This window comes from Luteimonas pelagia, from assembly GCF_054776035.1.
On record NZ_BAAHCG010000001.1, the window covers coordinates 505,004 to 525,663 of the forward strand.

Annotated in this window: 17 protein-coding genes; 12 read left to right on the plus strand and 5 right to left on the minus strand. The window is 70.3% G+C overall.

Going from position 1 to position 20,660, the window contains the following annotated elements:
• Positions 1-2: 2 nt before the first annotated feature.
• Positions 3-695, minus strand: a complete 693-nt coding sequence (gene creB / locus ACYU7H_RS02295) for a two-component system response regulator CreB (RefSeq protein WP_460812157.1) — start codon at positions 693-695, stop codon at positions 3-5.
• A gap of 228 nt (positions 696-923) precedes the next feature.
• Between creB and ACYU7H_RS02300 the strand changes: the two genes are divergently transcribed.
• The 4 genes from ACYU7H_RS02300 (at position 924) to ACYU7H_RS02315 (ending at position 3,850) form a co-directional block, all read left to right on the plus strand.
• Positions 924-1,091: a hypothetical protein gene (locus ACYU7H_RS02300; protein ID WP_460812159.1), complete on the plus strand. Its 168-nt coding sequence runs from the start codon at positions 924-926 to the stop codon at positions 1,089-1,091.
• 67 nt (positions 1,092-1,158) lie between these two features.
• Positions 1,159-1,791, plus strand: a complete 633-nt coding sequence (locus ACYU7H_RS02305) for a hypothetical protein (protein ID WP_460812161.1) — start codon at positions 1,159-1,161, stop codon at positions 1,789-1,791.
• Positions 1,791-2,777: an LpxL/LpxP family acyltransferase gene (locus tag ACYU7H_RS02310; RefSeq protein WP_460812162.1), complete on the plus strand. Its 987-nt coding sequence runs from the start codon at positions 1,791-1,793 to the stop codon at positions 2,775-2,777. The genes ACYU7H_RS02305 and ACYU7H_RS02310 overlap by 1 nt, the downstream gene beginning before the upstream one ends.
• 53 nt (positions 2,778-2,830) lie before the next feature.
• Complete coding sequence (locus ACYU7H_RS02315) at positions 2,831-3,850, plus strand: TraB/GumN family protein (protein ID WP_460812164.1); 1,020 nt, start codon at positions 2,831-2,833, stop codon at positions 3,848-3,850.
• 21 nt (positions 3,851-3,871) lie between these two features.
• Here ACYU7H_RS02315 and leuS read toward each other — a convergent pair whose 3' ends face one another.
• On the minus strand, positions 3,872-6,631 hold the full coding sequence (leuS, locus tag ACYU7H_RS02320) for a leucine--tRNA ligase (protein WP_460812166.1): 2,760 nt from the start codon (positions 6,629-6,631) through the stop codon (positions 3,872-3,874).
• Positions 6,632-6,781: 150 nt separating this feature from the next.
• On the opposite strand from leuS, the gene ACYU7H_RS02325 reads away from it, so the two are divergent.
• From ACYU7H_RS02325 to ACYU7H_RS02355, 7 genes are all read left to right on the plus strand, one after another.
• Complete coding sequence (locus tag ACYU7H_RS02325) at positions 6,782-8,104, plus strand: metal-dependent hydrolase family protein (protein WP_460812167.1); 1,323 nt, start codon at positions 6,782-6,784, stop codon at positions 8,102-8,104.
• Positions 8,101-8,361 carry a SemiSWEET transporter gene (locus ACYU7H_RS02330; protein WP_460812169.1) on the plus strand — a complete coding sequence of 87 codons (261 nt, stop codon included), beginning with the start codon at positions 8,101-8,103 and terminating at the stop codon, positions 8,359-8,361. Before ACYU7H_RS02325 ends, ACYU7H_RS02330 begins: the two co-directional genes overlap by 4 nt.
• 66 nt (positions 8,362-8,427) lie before the next feature.
• Entirely contained in the window at positions 8,428-9,312 is an 885-nt protein-coding gene (trxA, locus tag ACYU7H_RS02335; protein WP_460812170.1) for a thioredoxin, read from the plus strand.
• Between the two features lie 13 nt (positions 9,313-9,325).
• Positions 9,326-9,775 (plus strand): DUF4442 domain-containing protein, encoded by a 450-nt coding sequence (locus ACYU7H_RS02340; protein WP_460813035.1) that lies wholly within the window; start codon positions 9,326-9,328, stop codon positions 9,773-9,775.
• A 93-nt stretch (positions 9,776-9,868) separates the two neighbouring features.
• Entirely contained in the window at positions 9,869-11,941 is a 2,073-nt protein-coding gene (locus tag ACYU7H_RS02345) for a protein kinase domain-containing protein (protein ID WP_460812172.1), read from the plus strand.
• A gap of 30 nt (positions 11,942-11,971) precedes the next feature.
• Entirely contained in the window at positions 11,972-12,655 is a 684-nt protein-coding gene (locus ACYU7H_RS02350) for a DUF502 domain-containing protein (protein ID WP_460812174.1), read from the plus strand.
• Between the two features lie 78 nt (positions 12,656-12,733).
• Positions 12,734-14,575, plus strand: coding sequence for a DUF885 domain-containing protein (locus ACYU7H_RS02355; protein ID WP_460812176.1), 1,842 nt, complete (start codon positions 12,734-12,736; stop codon positions 14,573-14,575).
• A gap of 118 nt (positions 14,576-14,693) precedes the next feature.
• Here ACYU7H_RS02355 and ACYU7H_RS02360 read toward each other — a convergent pair whose 3' ends face one another.
• The 3 genes from ACYU7H_RS02360 to ACYU7H_RS02370 form a co-directional block, all read right to left on the minus strand.
• The gene (locus ACYU7H_RS02360; protein ID WP_460812177.1) at positions 14,694-15,566 is read right to left on the minus strand and encodes a hypothetical protein; all 873 of its coding nucleotides are present in this window, start codon (positions 15,564-15,566) and stop codon (positions 14,694-14,696) included.
• 269 nt (positions 15,567-15,835) lie between these two features.
• A complete protein-coding gene (locus ACYU7H_RS02365; protein ID WP_460812179.1) occupies positions 15,836-17,155 on the minus strand; it encodes a DEAD/DEAH box helicase in 1,320 nt (439 codons plus the stop codon).
• A gap of 294 nt (positions 17,156-17,449) precedes the next feature.
• On the minus strand, positions 17,450-18,190 hold the full coding sequence (locus tag ACYU7H_RS02370; RefSeq protein WP_460812180.1) for a sulfite exporter TauE/SafE family protein: 741 nt from the start codon (positions 18,188-18,190) through the stop codon (positions 17,450-17,452).
• A gap of 324 nt (positions 18,191-18,514) precedes the next feature.
• Between ACYU7H_RS02370 and ACYU7H_RS02375 the strand changes: the two genes are divergently transcribed.
• Positions 18,515-20,605 carry a M13 family metallopeptidase gene (locus ACYU7H_RS02375; RefSeq protein WP_460812182.1) on the plus strand — a complete coding sequence of 697 codons (2,091 nt, stop codon included), beginning with the start codon at positions 18,515-18,517 and terminating at the stop codon, positions 20,603-20,605.
• The last annotated feature ends 55 nt before the right edge of the window (positions 20,606-20,660 follow it).

Genomic DNA, 20,660 nt, shown 5'->3' on the forward strand with positions numbered 1-20,660 from the left:
CCTCAACCGCCCCCGGGCGTGGCGGACGCGCCCTCCACCGAGTAGCCCATGCCCCGGTGGGTGCGGATCGGGTCGGCGCCAGGATCGATGTCGCGCAGCTTCGCCCGCAGCGTCTTGACGTGGGTGTCGACGGTGCGGTCGCCCGTCTCCAGCGCATCGCCCCACACGCGGTCCATCAGCTGCGAGCGCGACAGGACCGCCCCGGGCCGGGCGAGCAGCGCCGCGAGCAGTCCGTATTCGTAGCGCGTGAGTTCCAGGGCGCGGCCGCGGAAGCGGATGCGATGGCCCGCCGCGTCGTGCTCGAATCCGGCGGCGGCGCCGGCCGGCGAGGTGGCGCCCGTCGACCGCCGCAGCACCGCGCGCACCCGCGCGGCCAGTTCCAGCGGCGAGAACGGCTTCACCACGTAGTCGTCGGCGCCCATCTCCAGTCCGAGCACGCGCTCGGCCTCCGCGCCATGCGCGGTCAGGAAGATCACCGGCATCGGCCGGTCCCGGCGCAGCGCGCGGCACAGGGCGAAGCCATCGATGTCCGGCAGGCCGACGTCCAGGATCGCCAGGTCGAAGCCGGCATCGGCCGCCCGCGCGAGCGCATCCCGCCCCAGCAGGCAGTGCACGACGTCGTGGCCGTCCGCACGCAGCGCGTACACCACGGTGTCCGCGATCGCGGGTTCGTCTTCGACGAGCAGGAGCCGCATGGGAGTCGTCGGTGAAGGCCGGACTCAGGTTACCGGATGGGCAGCGGGGCTGCCGAAGGGACCCGTAGGCCGATTCCTACCTTGTCCAGGCGGATGCGCCGATCCACTGCAACTCGTGCCGGCTCTAAGTTGCCTGGATCGCCGGCGTATTCCGCCGCAGGAATTCGGGGATGCGTCCCGGATGGCCGCGCAATGGAGCGCGGATCCAATGACAAGGAGTCAGTGAAAATGAATGAAATCACCCTTACGGCCGAAGCGGCCATGCTTGCGGCCAACGCCAGCGCAAGTGCGCTTGATGCCGCGCTGGGCGTCGTGGAAGGCGCATCGCAGACCGCGATGTGCAGCGACTGCTGCGTGTCGAACGGCAACAGTTGCGCACCGACGCTGCCCAAGTGAGCCCATGCCGGGCCGGCAACGCCGGCCCGGCCCGTGCGTTGCAGCAGGAAAGGACGATCGATCACTGATGAGCAGCTTCGACAGCCACCTGATTCGACTTGGCTCCGGTGAACGCCGCGTAGCCCTTGTCCTGCCCACGACCGATGCCGCGCTCTCGGCCGTCGAGAAGGCCCGGCACCGACTGCACGTCCAGTTCGTGGGCTCTCTCAGCGGGATGCAAACCCCCGCCGATTTTCTTGCGTCTCTCGCTTCAGTGGATCAGCCACAATCCGTGGTGGTGTTCAGCGACCAGATCCTTTCGCCTGCCGATACGCCCGTACTGGTTCGTTCCGAAGGTAGCGCAGCGTTCCACTCCACTTTCGAATTCCTGCTCGTCGCGCGTCATGGCTACCGGCTAATCGTCTGGAACGGGGAAGGCGAATCGCAATGCCCCGAAGGCGACACGTTGAGCAATGTCCTCGGTGTGCTGCATCGCCACCTCGTCGCGTGCGAACAACTGGGCGATGACTGGCTCATGCGGCGCCGCCAGCTGGAGCGCACCCAGGAATGGCGCATTCGCGCCGGTGCCCGCGTCATCCGCTCCTTCGAATCTGCCGTGTGCCATGAGTACTGCACCGACCCCACGCACCCCGATGCGTCGAGATTCCTGGATCGGACGCGGCAACTGGGAAATGCGATGCGCCGTGGATTCGCGTCGTGATGCCACTTCTCGAGGCGCCCGCGTGGCTGGCACGCCCCATGGTTCTCATCAATCGTCGAACCAAGTGGCTCGAAAAGGTATTGGACCTGCCCCTCAGCGATCGGGACATCGCGGTGATTCGATCCGCCTGCGCGCGAGGGGGCGGCCAACGTCTCGGACACTACTACCACTGGTATTTCCTTAAAGCGCTCCAGGCGCGGGCTATTCGTCGCGCGAACCGGGAGTGGATCCTTCGCATGGTTCGGGGACGGGACCGGACGGACTACTCTGCCGTTAATTCGCTCCCCTCCGGGCGTGGCGTCCTGGTCGCGATGCCCCACCACGCGCATTACGTCTTCTCGATGATCGCGCTGGCCCGCCATCTCCAGCGTTTCCAGCGAGTCAACATCTTCTATGGCGCGCCCGGAACCCACCGTGGTAACGAGGTTTTCGACACGCTCCATGAAGTGCTCTGGACGGACGACTCCGGGGTCCGGATCCTCCACGACGACCGGCGCGGGCTCGCGCAGGCCCTGGACAGCCTGCGCAATGGCGAAACCGTGATGATCATGCCTGACGTGTTCCGGGATGAATCGGCGACGTTGTTCGTTCCGTTCTGCGGGCGGCCCATGAACGTCATGCTGGGTGCAGCCACGATGGCCAGGCGTTCAGAAGCCGTCATCCTGCCCGCCGTCTCGCAGGCCATCGGGCGGGGGATGGGCTTCGCCACGCGATTCGGTGCCTTGGTCGAGCCTGGCGGAACCGGAATTCCGCCCGGTTCGAACGTCGCGCGACTCGTCGACTATGCGGCCATGCGACGGCTTTTCGCCCGCTTCGAACTCCTTATGGGCGATGAGCTGATCTACTGGCAGAACGTGCGCCAGCATCTGGCCCGAGCACAGGAATTTCCGGAAGTGAAGCGGCACGCGATGGATCGGGTTGCGGCACTGCTCGAGTCCAGTCCCTTGATGCAAGGGCCGCTGACTACCGTCGACCTTCGCCCCTAGTCTTGGACGCATCGATGCACCATCGCGATCGCCGTGCGCGAATGCTCAGCTCAATGATCCTCCTCATCGCGATGACGCTGTCCACGCCCGCAGTACTCGCACAGGCGCGGACAACTGAGGCCTCGGCGCCGCAGGGGGTCGGCCCGGCCGCCGTCCAGGATCTCGACACTGTCGTCGTGTCGGGCAAGGCCCCGGGCCCGGGGCTCTGGCGAGTTGCCAATCCGGAGGGACACGTGCTCTGGGTGCTGGGAACGCTGTCCCCTGTTCCCGCCGCGGTCGAATGGGACTCTTCCCGGATCAAGTCGCTCGTGGCGCACGCCGACGAGGTCCTTTGGGAGCCGTACTACCAGGTCGAAGTCGATACCGGCTTCTTCGGCCAGCTGCGCCTCGGCTACGGGATGTGGCGGGCGCAGCAAAATCCCGGGAGGAGAACGTTGGCAGAAGTCCTGCCACGTCCCCTCCATGCACGATGGACAGCGGCAAGGCAACGCCTGCTTCCCCGTGAAGGGCGTCTGGAGCGCGCGCGCCCCATAGTCGCCGCGCAGGCGCTGATGGATGCCGCGCTTGAATCTCGCGGCATGACCGATGCCGAGACGCTGCTAGCACCCATCTTGGGCACCATCCGCTGTGAAGAGGTGCCGATGAGGGCCCCCCAGGTTCGCGTCGAACTCACCGCCAAGGTGGCCAAGCAGGCCATCGACGCGCTCCGGAACACCGCACTCGACGACATCGCCTGCCTGGAAGCGACCCTTGATGCGATCGATCACGACCTGCCGCGGATGATCACGAACGCCAATGCGTGGTCGACAGGGCAGCTCGATCGGGTGCACTTCGAAGCTCTCGCGCGACGCCGGGCACGCTGCACCGATGCCATGACCAACGCCGAGTTTGCACGTGCGCATGGCCTGCCGGACATCCGCGCCAGCATCGCGGCCCGCTGGATGGAAGAGGCCCGCTCCGCGCTTGCACGCAACCGGACGACGCTCGCGATCGTGGCGCTCGAAGACCTGATCGGGCCGGACGGGTACGCGGCGCGACTCGCTTCGCTCGGCTACGAAGTCAAATCACCCTGACCCGGGAAAGAATTTCCGCAGTCACCCCGCCACGACGTTCACGATCTTCCCCGGCACGACGATCACCTTCCGCACTGCTGCGCCCTCCAGGAACTTCGCCACGTTCGGCTCGGCGAGCGCGGCGGCCTCGACCGCCTCGCGCGGCGCGTCGGGTGCCACCTCGATCGTGCCGCGCAGCTTGCCGTTGACCTGCACCGCGAGCGTCAGCGCGTCGCGCTGCATCGCGGCCGGGTCGGCGACAGGGAACGGGACGTCCTCCAGCAGCGTCTCCCCGTGGCCCAGCACCTGCCAGAGCGCGTGACTGGCGTGCGGGGTGACGGGGTTGAGCATCAGGACCATCGCCTCGAGCGCCTCGTGGCGCACCGCGCGACCGGCATCGGACATGTCGTCGAACTTCGCGACGTGGTTCAGCAGTTCCATCAGCGCCGCGATCGCGGTGTTGAAGCTGTGGCGCCGCCCGTAGTCGTCGCCGACCTTGGCGATGGTCTCGTGCAGCTGGCGGCGCAGCGTCTTCTGCGCCGCGGTCAGCGTCGCGCCGCCGGCCAGCACGGCGGCGACGTCGGGATGGTCCGGCTGCGACGCGTGCGTGGTGACTTCCCGCCAGAAGCGGCGCAGGAACCGGGCCATGCCCTCCACGCCGGCCTCGTTCCACTCGAGGCTCTGCTCCGGCGGCGCGGCGAACATCGAGAACAGGCGGACGGTGTCCGCGCCGAAGCGCTCGATCATCGCCCGCGGGTCCACGCCGTTGTTCTTCGACTTGGACATCTTCTCGACCGCGCCGACGTGCACCGGCTTGCCATCGGCGCGGAGCACCGCGCCGGCCACCCGTCCGCGCTCGTCGCGCTGCACGTCGACGTCGGCCGGGTTGATCCAGTCCTTCGAACCGTCCGGATTGTCGCGGTAGTAGGTCTCGGCGATCACCATGCCCTGGGTGAGCAGGTTGCGCGCCGGCTCGTCGCTCGACACCAGGCCCGCGTCCCGCATCAGGCGGTGGTAGAAGCGGAAGTACAGCAGGTGCAGGATCGCGTGCTCGATGCCGCCGATGTACTGGTCGATCGGCAGCCAATGGTCGGCGCGTGCGTCGACCTGCGCGTCGGCGCCCGGCGAGGTGTAGCGCGCGTAGTACCAGCTCGACTCCATGAACGTGTCGAAGGTGTCGGTCTCGCGCTCCGCGGGCCCGCCGCATTCCGGGCAGGTCGTCCGCCGCCAGTCCGGATCCGCCTTGATCGGCGAACCGGTACCCATGAACTCCACGTCCTCCGGCAGCAACACCGGGAGCTGGTCCTCGGGCACGGGCACCGCGCCGCACGCACCGCAGTACACCACCGGGATCGGGCAGCCCCAGTACCGCTGGCGGCTCACGCCCCAGTCGCGCAGGCGGAAGTTGACGCGGCGCGTCCCGCGCCCCTCGGCCTCGAACCGGTCGGCGATCGCGGCGAACGCCTCGTCGGAATCCATGCCGTCGAACTCGCCGGAGTTCACCAGCCATCCACGCTCGGTGTAGGCGCCCCGCTCGGCGATGCCGCGCTCGAAGTCCTCGACGGCCGCCACCGCCGCGGAGGTCGCATACGCGTCGGTGCTGCGGCCGCGCAGCGCCGACCGCATCGCGTCCGCGCCGACCCCTTCGGCGAGGTCGTGCCCGATCTCGCGAATCGCGTCGACCGTCGCCCGGTCCACCACCACCATCCTCACCGGCAGGTCGTGCGCGCGGGCGAACTCCCAGTCGCGCTGGTCATGGCCCGGCACGGCCATCACCGCGCCGGTGCCGTAGCCCATCAGGACGAAGTTGGCGACCCAGATCGGCAGCTCCTCGCCCGTGACCGGATGGATCGCGCGCAGGCCCGTGTCGCGGCCGCGCTTCTCCTGGGTCTCCAGCTCCGCCTCGGACACGCCCCCCTTCGACAGACCGGCGATGAATTCCGCGAGCGGCGCGTCGCCTTCCGCCGCCTGGCGCGCCAGCGGGTGTTCGCCTGCGATCGAGAGGTAGGTCACGCCCATGAGGGTGTCCGGGCGCGTGGTGTACACGCGCACCTGCGCGTCCGAATCCTTGACGTCGAACGCGAACTCCAGCCCCTCGGAGCGGCCGATCCAGTTGCGCTGCATCGTCTTGACCGGGTCGGGCCAGCCGTCGAGCGTGTCCAGCGCGTCGAGCAGTTCCTGCGCGTAGTCGGTGATCTTCAGGAACCACTGCGGGATCTCGCGCTTCTCGACCAGCGCGCCGGTCCGCCAGCCGCGGCCGTCGATGACCTGCTCGTTGGCGAGCACCGTCTGGTCGACCGGGTCCCAGTTGACGACCGCGTTGCGGCGGTACGCCAGGCCCTGCTTCATCAGCCGCACGAACATGCGCTGCTCGTGCACGTAGTAGTCCGGGCGGCAGGTGGCGAACTCGCGCGACCAGTCGATCGCGTAGCCCATCGACTGCAGCTGCGAGCGCATGTGCTCGATGTTGGCGTAGGTCCACTTCGCCGGCGCGGTGCGGTGCTTGATGGCGGCGTTCTCGGCGGGCAGGCCGAAGGCGTCCCAGCCCATGGGCTGCAGCACGTTGTGCCCGGTCATGCGCTTGTGGCGCGCGATCACGTCGCTGATCGTGTAGTTGCGCACGTGGCCCATGTGCAGCGCGCCCGACGGATACGGCAGCATCGACAGCACGAAGTACTTCGGCCTGGACGGGTCCTCGACCACCTCGAAGGCGCGGCGCGCGCTCCAGAAGCGCTGCGCGGCGGCTTCGACGGTCGCGGGCGGATAGGCGGTCGGGTCGGCGGGCGCTTCGGTCGGGTGCACGGCGGTGGCGTCGGCGGCGGGCGGCGGGGGGACCGGACAGCCTACCGCAGCGCACCAACCCCGTCATGCGCGCCCGTCCGCGCGCTCGCGCGCGCGAAGGCGGGCGACGCGAGGCCGGTATGATCGCCGCTCCACGCACCGGGACCCGCCATGACGCGCCTTTCGACCGCCCTGCTCGCCGTGCTTGCCGCCCTTGCGGCGCCCGCCCTGGCCCAGGCCCCCTCCGGCACCGGCACCACGCTGGCGCTGCAGTGCGAACGGCTCTTCGACAGCCGCGAAGGACGCGTGCTGGATGCGCGCACGATCGTGGTCCGCGACGGCAAGGTGGCCGCGGTCCTGCCGGGCCGCGCCGACGTGCCGGGCGCCACCGTGGTGGACCTGTCCGGACGCACCTGTTCGCCGGGCTGGACCGACCTGCACGTCCACCTGGGCAGCCAGTCGAGCCCGCAGAGCTACTCGGAAGGGTTCCGGATGGACGACGCGGACTACGCGTTCCGCTCGGTCGGCTTCGCCCGCAAGACGCTCATGGCCGGGTTCACCACCGTCCGAGACCTCGGCGGCGAGATCACCCCCAACCTGCGCGACGCGATCAACCAGGGCCTGGTCGAAGGGCCGCGGATCTTCGCCGCCGGCAAGTCGATCGCGACCACCGGCGGCCACGCCGATCCGACCAATGGCCTGAACTCCGACCTCGCGCACGTGATCGGCCCGCCCGGCCCGACCGAGGGCGTGGTCAATTCGCCGGAGGACGCACGCCAGGCCGTGCGCCAGCGCTACAAGGACGGCAGCGACGTGATCAAGATCACCGCCACCGGCGGCGTGCTGTCCTACGCGAAGTCGGGCGACGCACCGCAGTTCACGGTCGAGGAGGTCCGCGCGGTGGTCGAGACGGCGCGGGACTACGGCTACAGGGTCGCCGCGCACGCGCATGGGAAGGAAGGCATGAAGCGCGCGATCCTCGGCGGCGTCGACACCATCGAGCACGGCACCTACATGGACGAGGAGATCTTCCGGCTCATGAAGGAGCACGGCACCTGGTACGTGCCGACGATCCACGCCGGCCGCTTCGTCGCGGACAAGGCGAAGGTGCCGGGCTACTTCCCCGAGGTCGTGCGTCCCAAGGCCGAGCGGATCGGCGCGCTCATCCAGGACACCTTCGCGCGCGCGTACCGCGCCGGCGTGCGGATCGGCTTCGGCACCGACATGGGCGTGGGCCCGCACGGCGACAACGCGCGCGAGTTCGGCTACATGGTCGAAGCCGGCATGCCCGCGGCGGAAGCGCTGCGGACGGCGACGATCCATGCCGCCGAAGTGCTCGGCGTCGACGACCAGGGCGTGGTCGCCGAGGGGATGCGCGCCGACATCATCGCCATGCCCGGCAACCCGGTGGAGGACATCGCCGCCACCCTGGCCGTGGACTTCGTGATGAAGGACGGCGTCGTGTACCGGGCCCCGGGCGACCGCGCGCCGTGACCGGCATCGGCATGGAGTGGACCGGCTACGTGGCCGCGACCCTGACCACGCTGGCCTTCGTGCCACAGGCGATGAAGACGATCCGCACGCGCGACACGCGCAGCATCTCGCTGGGCATGTACGTGGTGTTCACCATCGGGATCGCCTTCTGGCTGCTCTACGGGATCGTGCTGCATTCCTGGCCGATGATCATCGCGAACGTGGTCACCTTCGCGCTGTCCGCGACGATCCTGGGCCTCAAGCTCCGGCACGGCTGACGCGCCGCTTGCATCCGCCCCGCCCCGCCTCCACCTGACTTGCACCACGCCCGCGAGGAGCCCGACATGGCCGACAGTCCCCACGTGTTCGACGCCACCGCCGCCACCTTCGAGGCGGAGGTGCTCCAGGCCTCGCTGCAGACCCCGGTGCTGGTCGATTTCTGGGCGGAGTGGTGCGGGCCGTGCAAGACGCTGGGCCCTGTGCTGGAAAAGCTGGCGGCCGAGTACAACGGCGCCTTCCGCCTGGCCAAGGTCGACGTGGACGCCGAGCAGCAGCTTGCGGCCGCGTTCCAGGTGCGCTCGATCCCGACCGTCTTCCTGGTCAGGGACGGCCAGCTGGTCGACGGTTTTCCCGGCGCCCTGCCCGAGGGCCAGCTGCGCGAGTTCCTCAAGCACCACGGCATCGAGCCGGGCGAGCCGGCGCAGCCGGGGCCCGCCGTGGAGGCCGACGCCGACGCCGCGCCGCCCCCGCCCGCCGACCCGCACGCCGAGGTAGTGCGGTTGCGGCACGCGGTCGCCGGGGCCCCCGACAAGGACGAGCTGAAGCTCGACCTGGCGCTGGCGCTGATGCGGACCGGCGCGGCGCGCGAGGCCGAGCAGTTGCTGGACGGGCTGCCGGCCAACCTGGCGACCGACGACCGCGCGCAGAACGCCCGCGCGCGCCTGGGCTTCTCGAAGCTTCTGCAGGACGCCCCGCCGCCGGAAGTGCTCGAGGCGGCCGTCGCCCGCGACCCGGCCGACCTGCAGGCCCGCCACCTGCTCGGCGTGCACCACGTGGTCGCCGGCCGCAGCGAGGCGGGCCTGGACCAGTTCATCGAGATCCTCCAGCGCGACCGCGCGTTCGGCGACGGCGTGGCGAAGCAGCGCCTGATCGAGGCCTTCCGCATCGTGGACGATCCCGCGGTGGTCGGCCGCTACCGCCGCCGCATGTCCTCGCTGCTGCTGGTCTGACCTCCGCGTGGCGATCACCGCCGCCTGGCTGCGCCGCGGACTCAACCTGTGGCCGCCGTTCCTGTTCACCGGGATCCACGTCGCCGAACTCGCCGACGACTGGACCTCCGCGCGCGTGGAACTGCGCATGCGGCCGTGGAACAGAAACTACGTCGGCACCCATTTCGGCGGGTCCCTGTTCGCGATGACCGACCCGTTCTGGATGCTGCTGATGCTCCACGCCATCGGGGACGACCACATCGTGTGGGACCGGGCCGGCGAGATCGTGTTCGAGAAACCCGGCCGGGGCACGGTCAGCGCGACGTTCCGGCTGGACCCGGCGACCGTGGCGTCCATCCGCGCCGGCACCGCGGACGGCGACAAGCACCTGCGCTGGTTCGAGACGGACGTCATGGACCGGGAGGGCGACGTGGTCGCCCGCGTCCGCAAGCAGCTCTACGTCCGCCGCAAGCGCGGCCGCTGAGGCCCCGGGTCACGACGCCGGGCAGCCACCGCGCGCGGCGGTGCGCCACGCGCGGCCGCGTCGTATCCTCGGCACGCCCCGGCCGCCGCCAACATGAACGCAGACCACGCGCCCGCAGACGACGAGAACGCGACGCTCCCGACCCGGATGGAGATCGCCGAACCGCTGCCCGACATCGAGGGCTACCGGCTGCTGCGCGTGCTCGGCCACGGTGGCATGTCCACGGTCTACCTCGCCGAACAGGAGTCGCTCGGCCGCGAGGTCGCGGTCAAGGTCATGCTCCCCGAGGCGCTGGCCGACGAGGTCAGCCGCCGGCGGTTCGAGAACGAGGCGCGCACCGTGGCGCGGCTCGAGCATCCCAACATCGTGGGCATCTTCGAGGTCGGTCGCACCCGGGACGGGCTGCCGTTCTACGCGATGCCCTGCCTTGCGCGCGGCCACCTCGGCCAGCGCCGTTTCCACGACGACCCCGACGCGGAACCGCAGATCATCGCGATCCTGCGCGCGCTGCTCGCGGCCCTCGACTACGCGCACGCGCGCGGCATCGTGCACCGGGACGTCAAGGCCGAGAACGTGCTGTTCGACGATGCCGGCCGCGCCCTGCTCGCCGACTTCGGCATCGCGCTGCGCAAGGGCTTCGGACCGCGCGTGACCACTGCCGGCCTGGCGGTGGGAAGCACCGCCTACATGGCGCCCGAACAGGCCCGCGGCGAGGAAGTCGACGGCCGCGCGGACCTGTACAGCGTCGGCGTGCTCGCGTGGGAGATGCTCACGGGCGAACTGCCGTACGCCGCGGGCGACGCGCTGTCGATGGCAGTGATGCACGCCCAGGATCCGATCCCGAAGCTGCCGCCCGGCCTGCGCCACTGGCAGCGCTTCATCGACCGCGCGATGGCCAAGCATCCGACGCAGCGCTTCCGCGACGCCGGCCAGATGCTCGAGGCCCTGGATCGCATCGAGAACCGGCGCCCCATCCCCGGCGCCGCGGCGGCCCGCCGGCTCGCCAACCGCATCGGCCCGCCGCAGCGCTGGCCCAGGCCGCTGTGGGCGGCCGTGCTGCTGGTGGCGGCAGGCGCGCTGGGCGTGACGATGCAACTGCAACGCGACCCGGTCGACGGCTTCCTGCGGCCCGCGCCCGCGGGGGGAACGACGAACCCGACCGCGCCGGAAGTGCCCGCGGCCGGCGACGACGCGGCGATGCAGGCGAACGCGTCCCCCGCCACGGCGCTGCTGGCCGCCGCGCAGGACCAGATCGAGGCACGCAACCTGACCCTGCCCGAAGGCGGCAACGCGCACGACAGCGTGCTGGCGGCGGCCGAAACCGAGCCCGACCACCCCGAGCTCCCGGCCGTCGCCGATGCGCTTGTCGACGCCTATGCCGCCGAGATCTCGCGCCACCTGGAGGGTGGCAACGTGGCGCGGGCGCGGGACTACCACGATCGCGCCACGGAGATCGCCGAGCGTGCGGGCCGCGCGGGCGGTCCGGCGACCACGCGGCTGCGCGAAGGCGCCGTCGCGGCCTTGTCCAGCAGCGTCGACCGCGCCGGCGAACGCTACGACCGCGACCGCGCCCTGGCGCTGGCCTCGCAGGCGGCGGGCTTCGGTGCGACGGCCGCGGACGTCGCGCGGCTCCAGCAGAAGGCCAGGGCTGTCCTGCAGAGCGGCGACCGCGTGCCCGGCGACGCGGCCGGCGCGGTGCTGGTCAGGCACGGCGACGGAATGCTCGCCGCGGCGCCACGCGAGGTCACCCGCGGCGAGTACGCGCGTTTCGCGCGCGCCACCGGGCGGCCGGCGTCGCTGTGTCGAGAACGCGCCTCGCCGCTGCGCATCCTTTCGCCGCGCAGCTGGCAGTCGCCGGGCTTCCAGCAGAACGACGGGCATGCAGTCGTCTGCGTGTCGTGGAGCGACGCCGACGCCTATGCCCGCTGGCTCAGCCAACGCAGCGGCCACCGCTACCGGCTCCCCGATGCAGGCGAGTTCCAGGCGGCCGCGTCGGTCGCGGTCGGCGGCACGCCCGCGGTGGCGGAATGGCTCCAGCCGTGCGGCGCCTCCTGCCGGCAGCGGATCACGGCGGGCACGTCGTGGCAGGGCGCGAAGGGATCGGAGCCGCGTGACTCCGACCGCGGCTATCCCGACGTCGGCTTCCGCCTGGTCCGCGAACTCTGACCTGCCGGCGGCCGCGGCTACAATCCGCAGATGCCGCATCCCCACTCGCTTGGCCGCCGACTGCAGCGTCTGTTCCTGACCGGCCTGCTCACCCTCCTGCCCATCTGGCTGACGTGGGTCGTGGTCAAGTTCGTCTTCGTGCTGCTGAGCGACCTCAGCCAGCCGTGGGTCCGGCCGACGACGGCCGAGATCGCCGCGCGCGACCCGCTGCTGGCGTGGGTCGCCGATCCCTGGGTGCAGACCGCGCTCGCGCTGGTGGCCACCATCCTCGTGATCCTGATGGTCGGCTGGCTCGCGCGCCGCGTGGTCGGGCAGCAGGCGCTCCGCTGGTTCGAGGCGTTCGTCGCGCGCGTCCCCCTGGCGGGCACCGTCTATGGCAGCGCGCGCAAGCTGCTCGACATCCTGCAGACCAAGCCCGACGGCACGCAGCGCGTGGTCTTGATCGATTTCCCGCACACGGAAATGAAGACCCTCGGCTTCGTCACCCGCACCGTGCGAGAGCGGGGCACCGGGCGCGAACTGGCGGCGGTGTACGTGCCCACCACGCCGAACCCGACCTCCGGCTACCTGGAGATCGTCCCGGTGGAGAAGATCACGCCCACCGACTGGACCGTCGACCAGGCCATGAGCTTCATCATCTCCGGTGGCGCCGTGTCCCCCGACGAGATTCCCTTCGCGCCGCCCCCGCAGCCGGACCCGCCGCGCGGGGCGTGACCTTCGGCCCATGGCGTGCGCGGGCTGGCGGGCGAGTCTCGGGGTTTATCCTGACCGACCGCCTCACGGAGACCGCGCATGCGCCAGACGACCCGATCCCTTCCGACCCGGACCCTCGCGCTCGCGCTCGCCGCCGCGCTCGGTGCGGGCCTCGCCGGCTGCGCCACGACGCCCGGCGGCGGTGGAACCACGGTCGCGGGCGCCGCCTCCGCGGAGGCGAAGGCCGAGAAGCTCGACCAGCTTTACGCGCAGTACTGGGAGGAACTGCTGGCGCTCAACCCGCTGCAGGCCACCTTCCAGGGCGACCCGCGCTACAACGACCAGCTCCCGAACTTCCTGTCGCAGGAATACCGCGACCGCAGCGAGCAGTTCACGAAGGACTGGCTCGCGCGCGTGGAGGCCGTGGGTCCGCAGGGCCTGACCGGGCAGGACCTGCTGAGCTACCAGATCTTCGTGCGCGACGCGAAGAATTCGCTCGAGGGAAACCAGTTCCCCGGCTGGATGCAGCCGCTCAACCAGTTCTACAACTTCGGTGCGATGGCCGTGCAGCTCGGCTCGGGTACCGGCGCGCAGCCGTTCAAGACCGTCGAGGACTACGACAACTGGCGCAAGCGCGCCAGCCGGATGCCGGTGATCTTCGACGAGGCGATCGCGAACATGCGCATCGGCATGGCGAACGGCGTCGTGCAGCCGCGCCCGCTGATGGAGAAGGTGATCCCGCAGTTCGACCAGGTCATCAAGGACGATCCGGAGCAGACGCTGTTCTGGATGCCGATCAGGAACATGCCGGCCGACTTCCCCGCGGACGAAAAGGCGCGCATCACCGCCGAGTACCGCACGATGATCGCCGACGAGCTCATGCCCGCCTATCGCGAGCTGCGCACGTTCGTCGCCAACGAGTACATGCCCGCCACGCGCGACAGCGACGGCATGGCCGCCCTTCCGAACGGCGAGGCCTGGTACGCGTACAACGCGCGCAGCTCGACCACGACCGACCTGAGCCCGGCGCAGATCCACCAGATCGGCCTGGACGAGGTCGAGCGCATCCACGGCCTGATCCGCACCGAGGTCATGGCCAAGGTGGGCTTCGACGGCTCGCTGCAGGACTTCTTCAAGTTCATGGCGACCGACCCGCGCTTCCAGTTCGAGAGCGAGGCGGCGCTGCTGGCGCATTACCGTGGCCTCGAGGCGACGGTGAACCGGAACGTGCCGAAGCTGTTCTCGCTCACGCCGAAGGCCGGCTTCGAGATCCGCCCGGTCGAGCCGTTCCGCGCGCAGTCGGCGGCCGGCGGCTCGTACATGCGGCCGAGCGAGGACGGTTCGCGCCCGGGCATCTTCTACGTCAACACCTACGACCTGCCGACGCGGCAGACGTGGGACGCCGAGGACCTGTTCCTGCACGAGGCGATCCCCGGCCACCACTTCCAGCTCGCGCTGCAGCAGGAACTCACCGGCCTGCCCGCCTTCCGCCGCTTCGGCGGCGAGACCGCGTTCACCGAAGGCTGGGGCCTGTACTCCGAGTCGCTGGGCAAGGACCTGGGCCTGTACACCGACCCGTACAACTACTTCGGCTACCTGCAGAACGAGCTGTGGCGCGCCATCCGCCTGGTCGTCGACACCGGCCTGCACAGCAAGGGCTGGACCCGCGAGCAGGTGATCGCCTACATGCTGGAGAACTCGGCCACCGCCGAGACCCCGGCGATCTCCGAGACCGAGCGGTACATGGCCATCCCGGGCCAGGCGCTGGCGTACAAGATCGGCGAGCTGAAGATCAAGGAACTGCGTGCCCGCGCGGAAGCCGAGCTCGGCGCCGACTTCGACATCCGCGCCTTCCACGCCGAAGTCCTGAAGGACGGCTCGGTCCCGCTGGACGTGCTCGAAGCCAAGATCGACCGCTGGATCGCCGAGCGGAAGGGCTAGCCTCCCGCACCCTGTCGTCCCGAGCGCAGCGAGGGACCTGCTTTCCTGTCGGGGAAGCACGAAGGGCCGGCATGAGCCGGCCCTTCAGCTGCCCCGCGCGCCGCGCGACAAGCAGCAGTCAATCCCCGTCGTCGGGGCAGGCGTCCTGGTCGAGGTTGTTGCAGAAGCCGTCCGCCTCGGTGAACGTCTGGTTGCCGAAGCTTCCGTTCGGCCGGCGCTCGATGGCACCCACTTCGACTTTCAACGGCGTGTCCGCGGGGAGCGATGCGAGGTACTCGGGCGGCACCGCGACGCTGTCCGCGCCGTTGGGCACGCGCGTCGCGAAACGGAACCCGCTCAACGCGGGATCCTCGGGTTCAAGCACCACCTCGTAGCCGGCGATGTCGGCCTCGTCCGCGAACGCGAATCCCGGCGGCAGCGTGGTGCACGCACCCAGGTCCCCGCCGAATTCCCATGAGATCCCGCTGCCGTCGAAGTCGACGTCCGCGGGTGCCGGCGGCAGCACGTGGGTGAGCGCGGTGGCACCGTAGACCTGTTCGCCGTCGGCGAGCTTGAGGCGGAAGCGATAGGTGCCCGCCGGGAACCGCTCGAGGAACTCGGGGAGCGTCACCACCAAGTCTTCCGGGTCTTCGGCAAGACCGGCTTCGCAGACCGGCTCGGCGCTCTCGAAGAAGTTCTCGGTGAGGTTCTGGTCGCGCAGTCCCGCGAGCGCCTGGTTCCTGAAGATCACCTTGCGGGCGGGATCGACGATGCGGGCCTCCTTCCATCCGTCCGCGTCGAAGAGCACGTGGAAGCCGATGTCGCCGTCGGTCGCGTTGATTTCGATCAGCACCCGGCATTCGTCCAGCCCGCCGCAGGGCGCGTCGGCCGATGCGACGGTCGATGCGCAGGCCAGGCCGAGCGACAGGGCGATCACACCGGGCACCTTTGCCCGCAGGGTCCCTGGATTGCGCACGGACATGCCGCCCGCGCCTGAAGAGGATCGGTTCATGGTTGCACCTCCCGGTCTTTCCGAACCCCCCCGGTCCCCTCGCGCCCCTGCCGATGGCTGGCACCGGACCATCGCGTGGCGGGGCCATCCGGCCTCGCCACGGGCCCATGGCGCGTCGAACCGCCCGGTCCTCGTCGCCTCATCCACCATCGTCGTCGGGCCGGACCGCCCGGTTCCGGGCGGCCGGCGCTCGCGCGGGTCCGCCCCAAGGGTGCGCGCCCGCTTCTTCCCCTTCCGTGAAGGAAACGTTCAGGTCGCGGATCGGTCCGTCAGGCGCGCGAGTCCCGCCGGCCGCCGCGGCCCTGGCTCGCGCCGCGATGCTGCTTCGGACCCGCGTGCGATTGCGGACCACGCTGGCCGGGCTTGCCGTGCGGCCGGTTGGCCTTCCTGCGCGGCGCGGCGTTGCCGCCCGGGCGGCGGGCGCCCGGCGCGTCGGAGCCCATGCGGATGGGCTGGCTCGGCTCGAAGCCCGACACCGTCTCCATCGCCATGTCGTCCTTCAGGATGCGCTGGATCTGGCGCAGCAGCTGCGCTTCGTCCGGCGACACCAGCGAAAGCGCCTCGCCGCGCGCGCCGTTGCGCCCGGTGCGGCCGATGCGGTGCACGTAGTCCTCGGCGACCATCGGCAGGTCGTGGTTGATCACCAGCGGCAGGTCCGGGATGTCCAGGCCGCGGGCGGCGACGTCGGTCGCGACCAGGATCCGCGCCTTGCCGGCCTTGAACGCGTTGAGCGCCTTCTGCCGCTGCGCCTGGCTCTTGTTGCCGTGGATCGCGACCGCGGGCAGGCCGTCCTTCTCCAGCTGCTCGGCGAGCCGGTTGCAGCCGTGCTTGGTCTTGCCGAACACCAGCACCTGGTCGGTGTGGCGCTCGCTGAGGATCTTCACCAGCAGCGCGCGCTTGCGGCCGCTGTCGACCGGATGCACGCGGTGCGCGATCGTGTCGGCGATGGTGTTGTTGGCCGCGACCTGCACCTGCTTCGGGTCACGCATGAACTCCAGCGCCAGCGCCTTGATGCGCGGCTCGAACGTGGCCGAGAACAGCAGCGTCTGCCGCTGCGACGGCACGCGCTTGAGCACGCGCTTGATCGCCGGCAGGAAGCCCATGTCCAGCATGCGGTCCGCCTCGTCGAGCACCAGCAGCTCGACGCCGTCGAGCTTCGCGCTGCCGCGCTCGAGGTGGTCGATCAGCCGGCCCGGGCATGCGACCAGCACGTCGCAGCCGCGGCGCAGCTGGTCGACCTGCGGCTGCATGCCGACGCCGCCGAAGATGGTGGTGACGTTGAGCCGCAGGTGGCGGCCGTAGGTCTTGATGCTGTCGCTGACCTGCACGGCCAGTTCGCGGGTGGGCACCAGCACCAGCGCGCGCGGACGGCGCGGGCCGGCCGGCGGGGTCTGCTTCGCCAGGCGCTGCAGCAGCGGCAGGCCGAACGCGGCGGTCTTGCCGGTGCCGGTCTGGGCACCGCCCAGCACGTCGTGCCCGGCGAGCACGAGCGGGATGGCCTGGGCCTGGATGGGGGTGGGGGTGGCGTAGCCGCCTTCGGCGAGCGCGCGCAGCAACGCGGGCGAAAGCCCGAGGGTTTCGAAAGACATGTTGAGCTCCGATGCATGGACCGCCGCCGGCCATGCCGGAGCGGACACTCGAAGCTTTTCCCGATACCGCGCTGCGAGCGTGAGATTGGACGAGGCCGCGGTGCGGCCGTCGTGTCCGTGCGACGAAAGGCGTGCGGGGATATGGGCCGGTTCGCATGCCGGCGCGGGGCGCGGGCCGGTCGCGGGGACCGTTGCGAGGGGCGGCGGGCCAACCGGAAAACAGTTCAGCCGTGCGCGGACGGCGCGGACTCTACGCGAATCAGGCGTCCCGCGCCACGTCCCGCCGCCCGGCATTCATGCGCCGGCCGGTCCCGCCAGCGCCTGCACGAGGGTGACCAGCCCGATCAGGAGCACCAGCGCCAGCGCGATCTGCCGGAACCGTGCCTGGGGAATGCGCCGCAGCGCGGCCCGGCCCAGCCACGTGCCCGCGACCGCCACCACCACCAGTGCCGGGATCCATGCCAGCGGCACCTCCTCCATGTAGCCGTGCCGCCAGTAGACGACCGCGCGGGTCGCATCCACGCCCAGGTCGATCGCCGCGGACGTGGCGACGAACACCTCCTTGCGCAGGGCGAAGGCGGCCATCGTGACGCCCCGGATCGCGCCACCCGTGCCGACCAGCCCCGCCATCAGGCCCGACAACGTGCCCCCGACCGCCGCGTTGCGCGCGCTCGGCGCGAGCGTCCAGGCCGGGCGCAGGAGGAACGTGGCACTGGTCCCCACGAGGAACACCGCCAGAACGCGCTCCAGCCACGCGCCCGACAGCAGGCCGCTCGCGAGTGCTCCCACGGCGACCGCGACCACGGCCGGCAGCCCCAGCTTGAGCAGCAGCACGCGGTCGATGCCGTGCCGGAACAGCCCCAGCTTCGCGAGGTTGCTCGCGAGGTGGAACAGCGCGACCAGTCCGAGCACCGTGGTCAGGGGCAGGAAGAAGTTCGCCAGCGGCACGAAGAACACCGACGAGCCGAAGCCGCCGATCGTGCCCGCGGTCTCCGCCAGCAGGGCCAGCGCGAGGAACAGCAGGGTCCGGCCCATGCCCGGCATCAATCGTCCAGCGTGTCGCCGGGCTGGCTCGGCGACATGCCGCCACACCGGCACGCGTCGAGCGGAAATCCGCAGTAATGAAACCGGACCCGCATCGCCCACTCCCGCTCTTGCCAGGCGACTCCGCCAGGCGACTCCGCCAGGCGACTCCGCCAGGCGACGCTAGCACGCTGAACGGGCGCCCGCCCGGCGCCATGACCTTCGACACCCGCCTGCGCCGGGGGCGCGGCGTAGCATCGGCCGGCGTTGCCGTGGGCGGGCCGTGCCCGACTGCCTTGCGCCCGCGAGCATTCCTTCCGCCTCCTGGAGTTCCCAGTGACCAAGCCCAAGATCCTGCTGCTCTCGTTCTCCGTCGCGCTGGCGCTGGCCGCCTGCGACCGCGACGCCGCCCCGGCCGCCGACGGCGCCGGCGCCGCCGCCTCCACCGAGCTGACGCTCGACGAGAGCAACCTGCCCCCGTTCAACCAGCTCGCCGCCGACCAGCTCGACCCGTCGAAGAACGCGTGCACCGACTTCGCCGGCTACGTCAACGGCAAGTGGCTGGCCGCCAACCCGATCCCCGGCGACCGCACCAGCTGGGGCGCGTTCGAGATGCTGGGCGAGCGTTCGCTGGAGATCCAGCGCCAGTTGGCCGAGCAGGCCGCCGGGATGGAGAACGCGGACGGGGTGAAGGCCATCGTCGGCGACCTGTGGGCGACCGGCATGGACGAGGCCGCGATCGAGGCCCAGGGCATCGCGCCGATCCAGCCCATGATCGACGCGATCACCGCGATCGACTCGCCCGAGGCGATCGCCGAGTACCTGCGCACCAGCGCCGCCGACGGCCGCATGGTGCTGTTCGGCTTCGGTCCGGAGGCCGACTTCAAGGACTCCGACATGAACATCGCCTACGCCGTGCAGGGCGGCCTGGGCCTGCCGGACAAGACCTACTACTTCGACGCCGACAAGGCGGAGAAGCTGGAGGCCTACCAGGCGCACGTCGCCAAGGTGCTCGAGCTGTCGGGCGTGCCGGCCGACGAGGCCGCGGCGCAGGCCGGACGCGTGATCGCATTCGAAACGCGGCTTGCCGAGGCTTCGAAGTCGACCGAGGAGTTCTCGCGCGACGTCTCGCTGTACTACAACCCGGTCTCGCTGGCCGATGCCGACGCACTGGCCCCGAACTTCCCGTGGACCCGCTTCTTCGAGTCTCAGGGCGTCGACAAGCCGGAGATGTTCTCGCTGTCGGTGCCGGACTTCCACAAGGAGGTCAGCGAGATGATCGCCGACGTGCCGGTCGAGGACTGGCGGGCGTACCTTCGCTTCCACCTGGTCGACGACGCCTCGCCGTTCCTGGCCGATGCGTTCGTGCAGCAAAACTACAACTTCTACGGCAAGGCCCTGCGCGGCCAGGCGGAGATCCAGCCGCGCTGGAAGCGCACGCTCGGCACGATCAACAACGTCGCCGGCGAGGCGCTGGGCCAGATGTACGTGGACGTGGCCTTCTCGCCCGAGTCCAAGCAGCGCATGCAGCAGCTGGTCGAGAACCTGAGCGAGGCGCTGAAGGTCCGCATCGAGAACCTCGAGTGGATGTCCGAGGAAACGAAGGAAAAGGCCATGGAGAAGTGGGCCGCCTTCACCCCGAAGATCGGCTACCCGGACAAGTGGCGCGAGTGGACCGGCCTGGACACCGCCCGCGACAGCTACATCGGCAACGTGCTGGCGGCCAACAAGTTCAACTACGAGTGGCAACTGGGCAAGATCGGCGAGCCGGTCGACAGGACCGAGTGGGGCATGAGCCCGCAGACGGTCAACGCCTACTACAACCCGCTGGCCAACGAGATCGTGTTCCCGGCCGCCATCCTGCAGCCGCCGTTCTTCGACGCGGACGCCGACCCGGCGCTCAACTACGGCGGCATCGGCGCTGTGATCGGCCACGAGATGATCCACGGCTACGACGACCAGGGCAGCCGCTTCGGGCCGTCCGGCAACTTCGAGAACTGGTGGACGGATGCCGACGCCAAGGGCTTCACCGGCCTGACCGACCAGCTGGTCACCCAGTTCGGCGAGTACGAGGCCGCGCCGGGCAGGATGGTCAACGGCAAGCTGACGCTGGGCGAGAACATCGCCGACCTCGGCGGCCTGGCCGTCGCCCACGACGCGATGAAGCGCGCCACCGAGGGCCAGCCCGATCCGATGATCGACGGCTTCACCCGCGACCAGCGCTTCTTCATGAACTGGGCCACCGTGTGGCGCCGCAACTTCACCCCGGAGGAGCTCAACGTGCGCCTGGCGACGGACTCCCATGCGCCGGCGAACTTCCGTGCGGTCGGTGCGCCGTCGAACCTGCCGGCCTTCGCCGAGGCCTTCAACTGCAAGCCGGGCGATCCGATGGTGCGCGAAGGCGACGACCAGATCGTCATCTGGTAAGCGCCGCCCACCGCGTCGCGACGAAGGCCCGGCACCCGCCGGGCCTTCTTTTTTG

What these genes read in the sequence shown, in the direction of transcription:
- ACYU7H_RS02355 (WP_460812176.1), top strand. Translation starts at nt 12,734, where the DNA reads ATGCGCCAGACGACCCGATCCCTTCCGACCCGGACCCTCGCGCTCGCG.
- creB (WP_460812157.1), bottom strand. Translation starts at nt 695, where the DNA reads ATGCGGCTCCTGCTCGTCGAAGACGAACCCGCGATCGCGGACACCGTG.
- trxA (WP_460812170.1), top strand. Translation starts at nt 8,428, where the DNA reads ATGGCCGACAGTCCCCACGTGTTCGACGCCACCGCCGCCACCTTCGAG.
- ACYU7H_RS02305 (WP_460812161.1), top strand. Translation starts at nt 1,159, where the DNA reads ATGAGCAGCTTCGACAGCCACCTGATTCGACTTGGCTCCGGTGAACGC.
- ACYU7H_RS02350 (WP_460812174.1), top strand. Translation starts at nt 11,972, where the DNA reads ATGCCGCATCCCCACTCGCTTGGCCGCCGACTGCAGCGTCTGTTCCTG.
- ACYU7H_RS02360 (WP_460812177.1), bottom strand. Translation starts at nt 15,566, where the DNA reads ATGAACCGATCCTCTTCAGGCGCGGGCGGCATGTCCGTGCGCAATCCA.
- ACYU7H_RS02345 (WP_460812172.1), top strand. Translation starts at nt 9,869, where the DNA reads ATGAACGCAGACCACGCGCCCGCAGACGACGAGAACGCGACGCTCCCG.
- ACYU7H_RS02310 (WP_460812162.1), top strand. Translation starts at nt 1,791, where the DNA reads ATGCCACTTCTCGAGGCGCCCGCGTGGCTGGCACGCCCCATGGTTCTC.
- ACYU7H_RS02370 (WP_460812180.1), bottom strand. Translation starts at nt 18,190, where the DNA reads ATGGGCCGGACCCTGCTGTTCCTCGCGCTGGCCCTGCTGGCGGAGACC.
- ACYU7H_RS02325 (WP_460812167.1), top strand. Translation starts at nt 6,782, where the DNA reads ATGACGCGCCTTTCGACCGCCCTGCTCGCCGTGCTTGCCGCCCTTGCG.
- ACYU7H_RS02315 (WP_460812164.1), top strand. Translation starts at nt 2,831, where the DNA reads ATGATCCTCCTCATCGCGATGACGCTGTCCACGCCCGCAGTACTCGCA.
- ACYU7H_RS02365 (WP_460812179.1), bottom strand. Translation starts at nt 17,155, where the DNA reads ATGTCTTTCGAAACCCTCGGGCTTTCGCCCGCGTTGCTGCGCGCGCTC.
- ACYU7H_RS02300 (WP_460812159.1), top strand. Translation starts at nt 924, where the DNA reads ATGAATGAAATCACCCTTACGGCCGAAGCGGCCATGCTTGCGGCCAAC.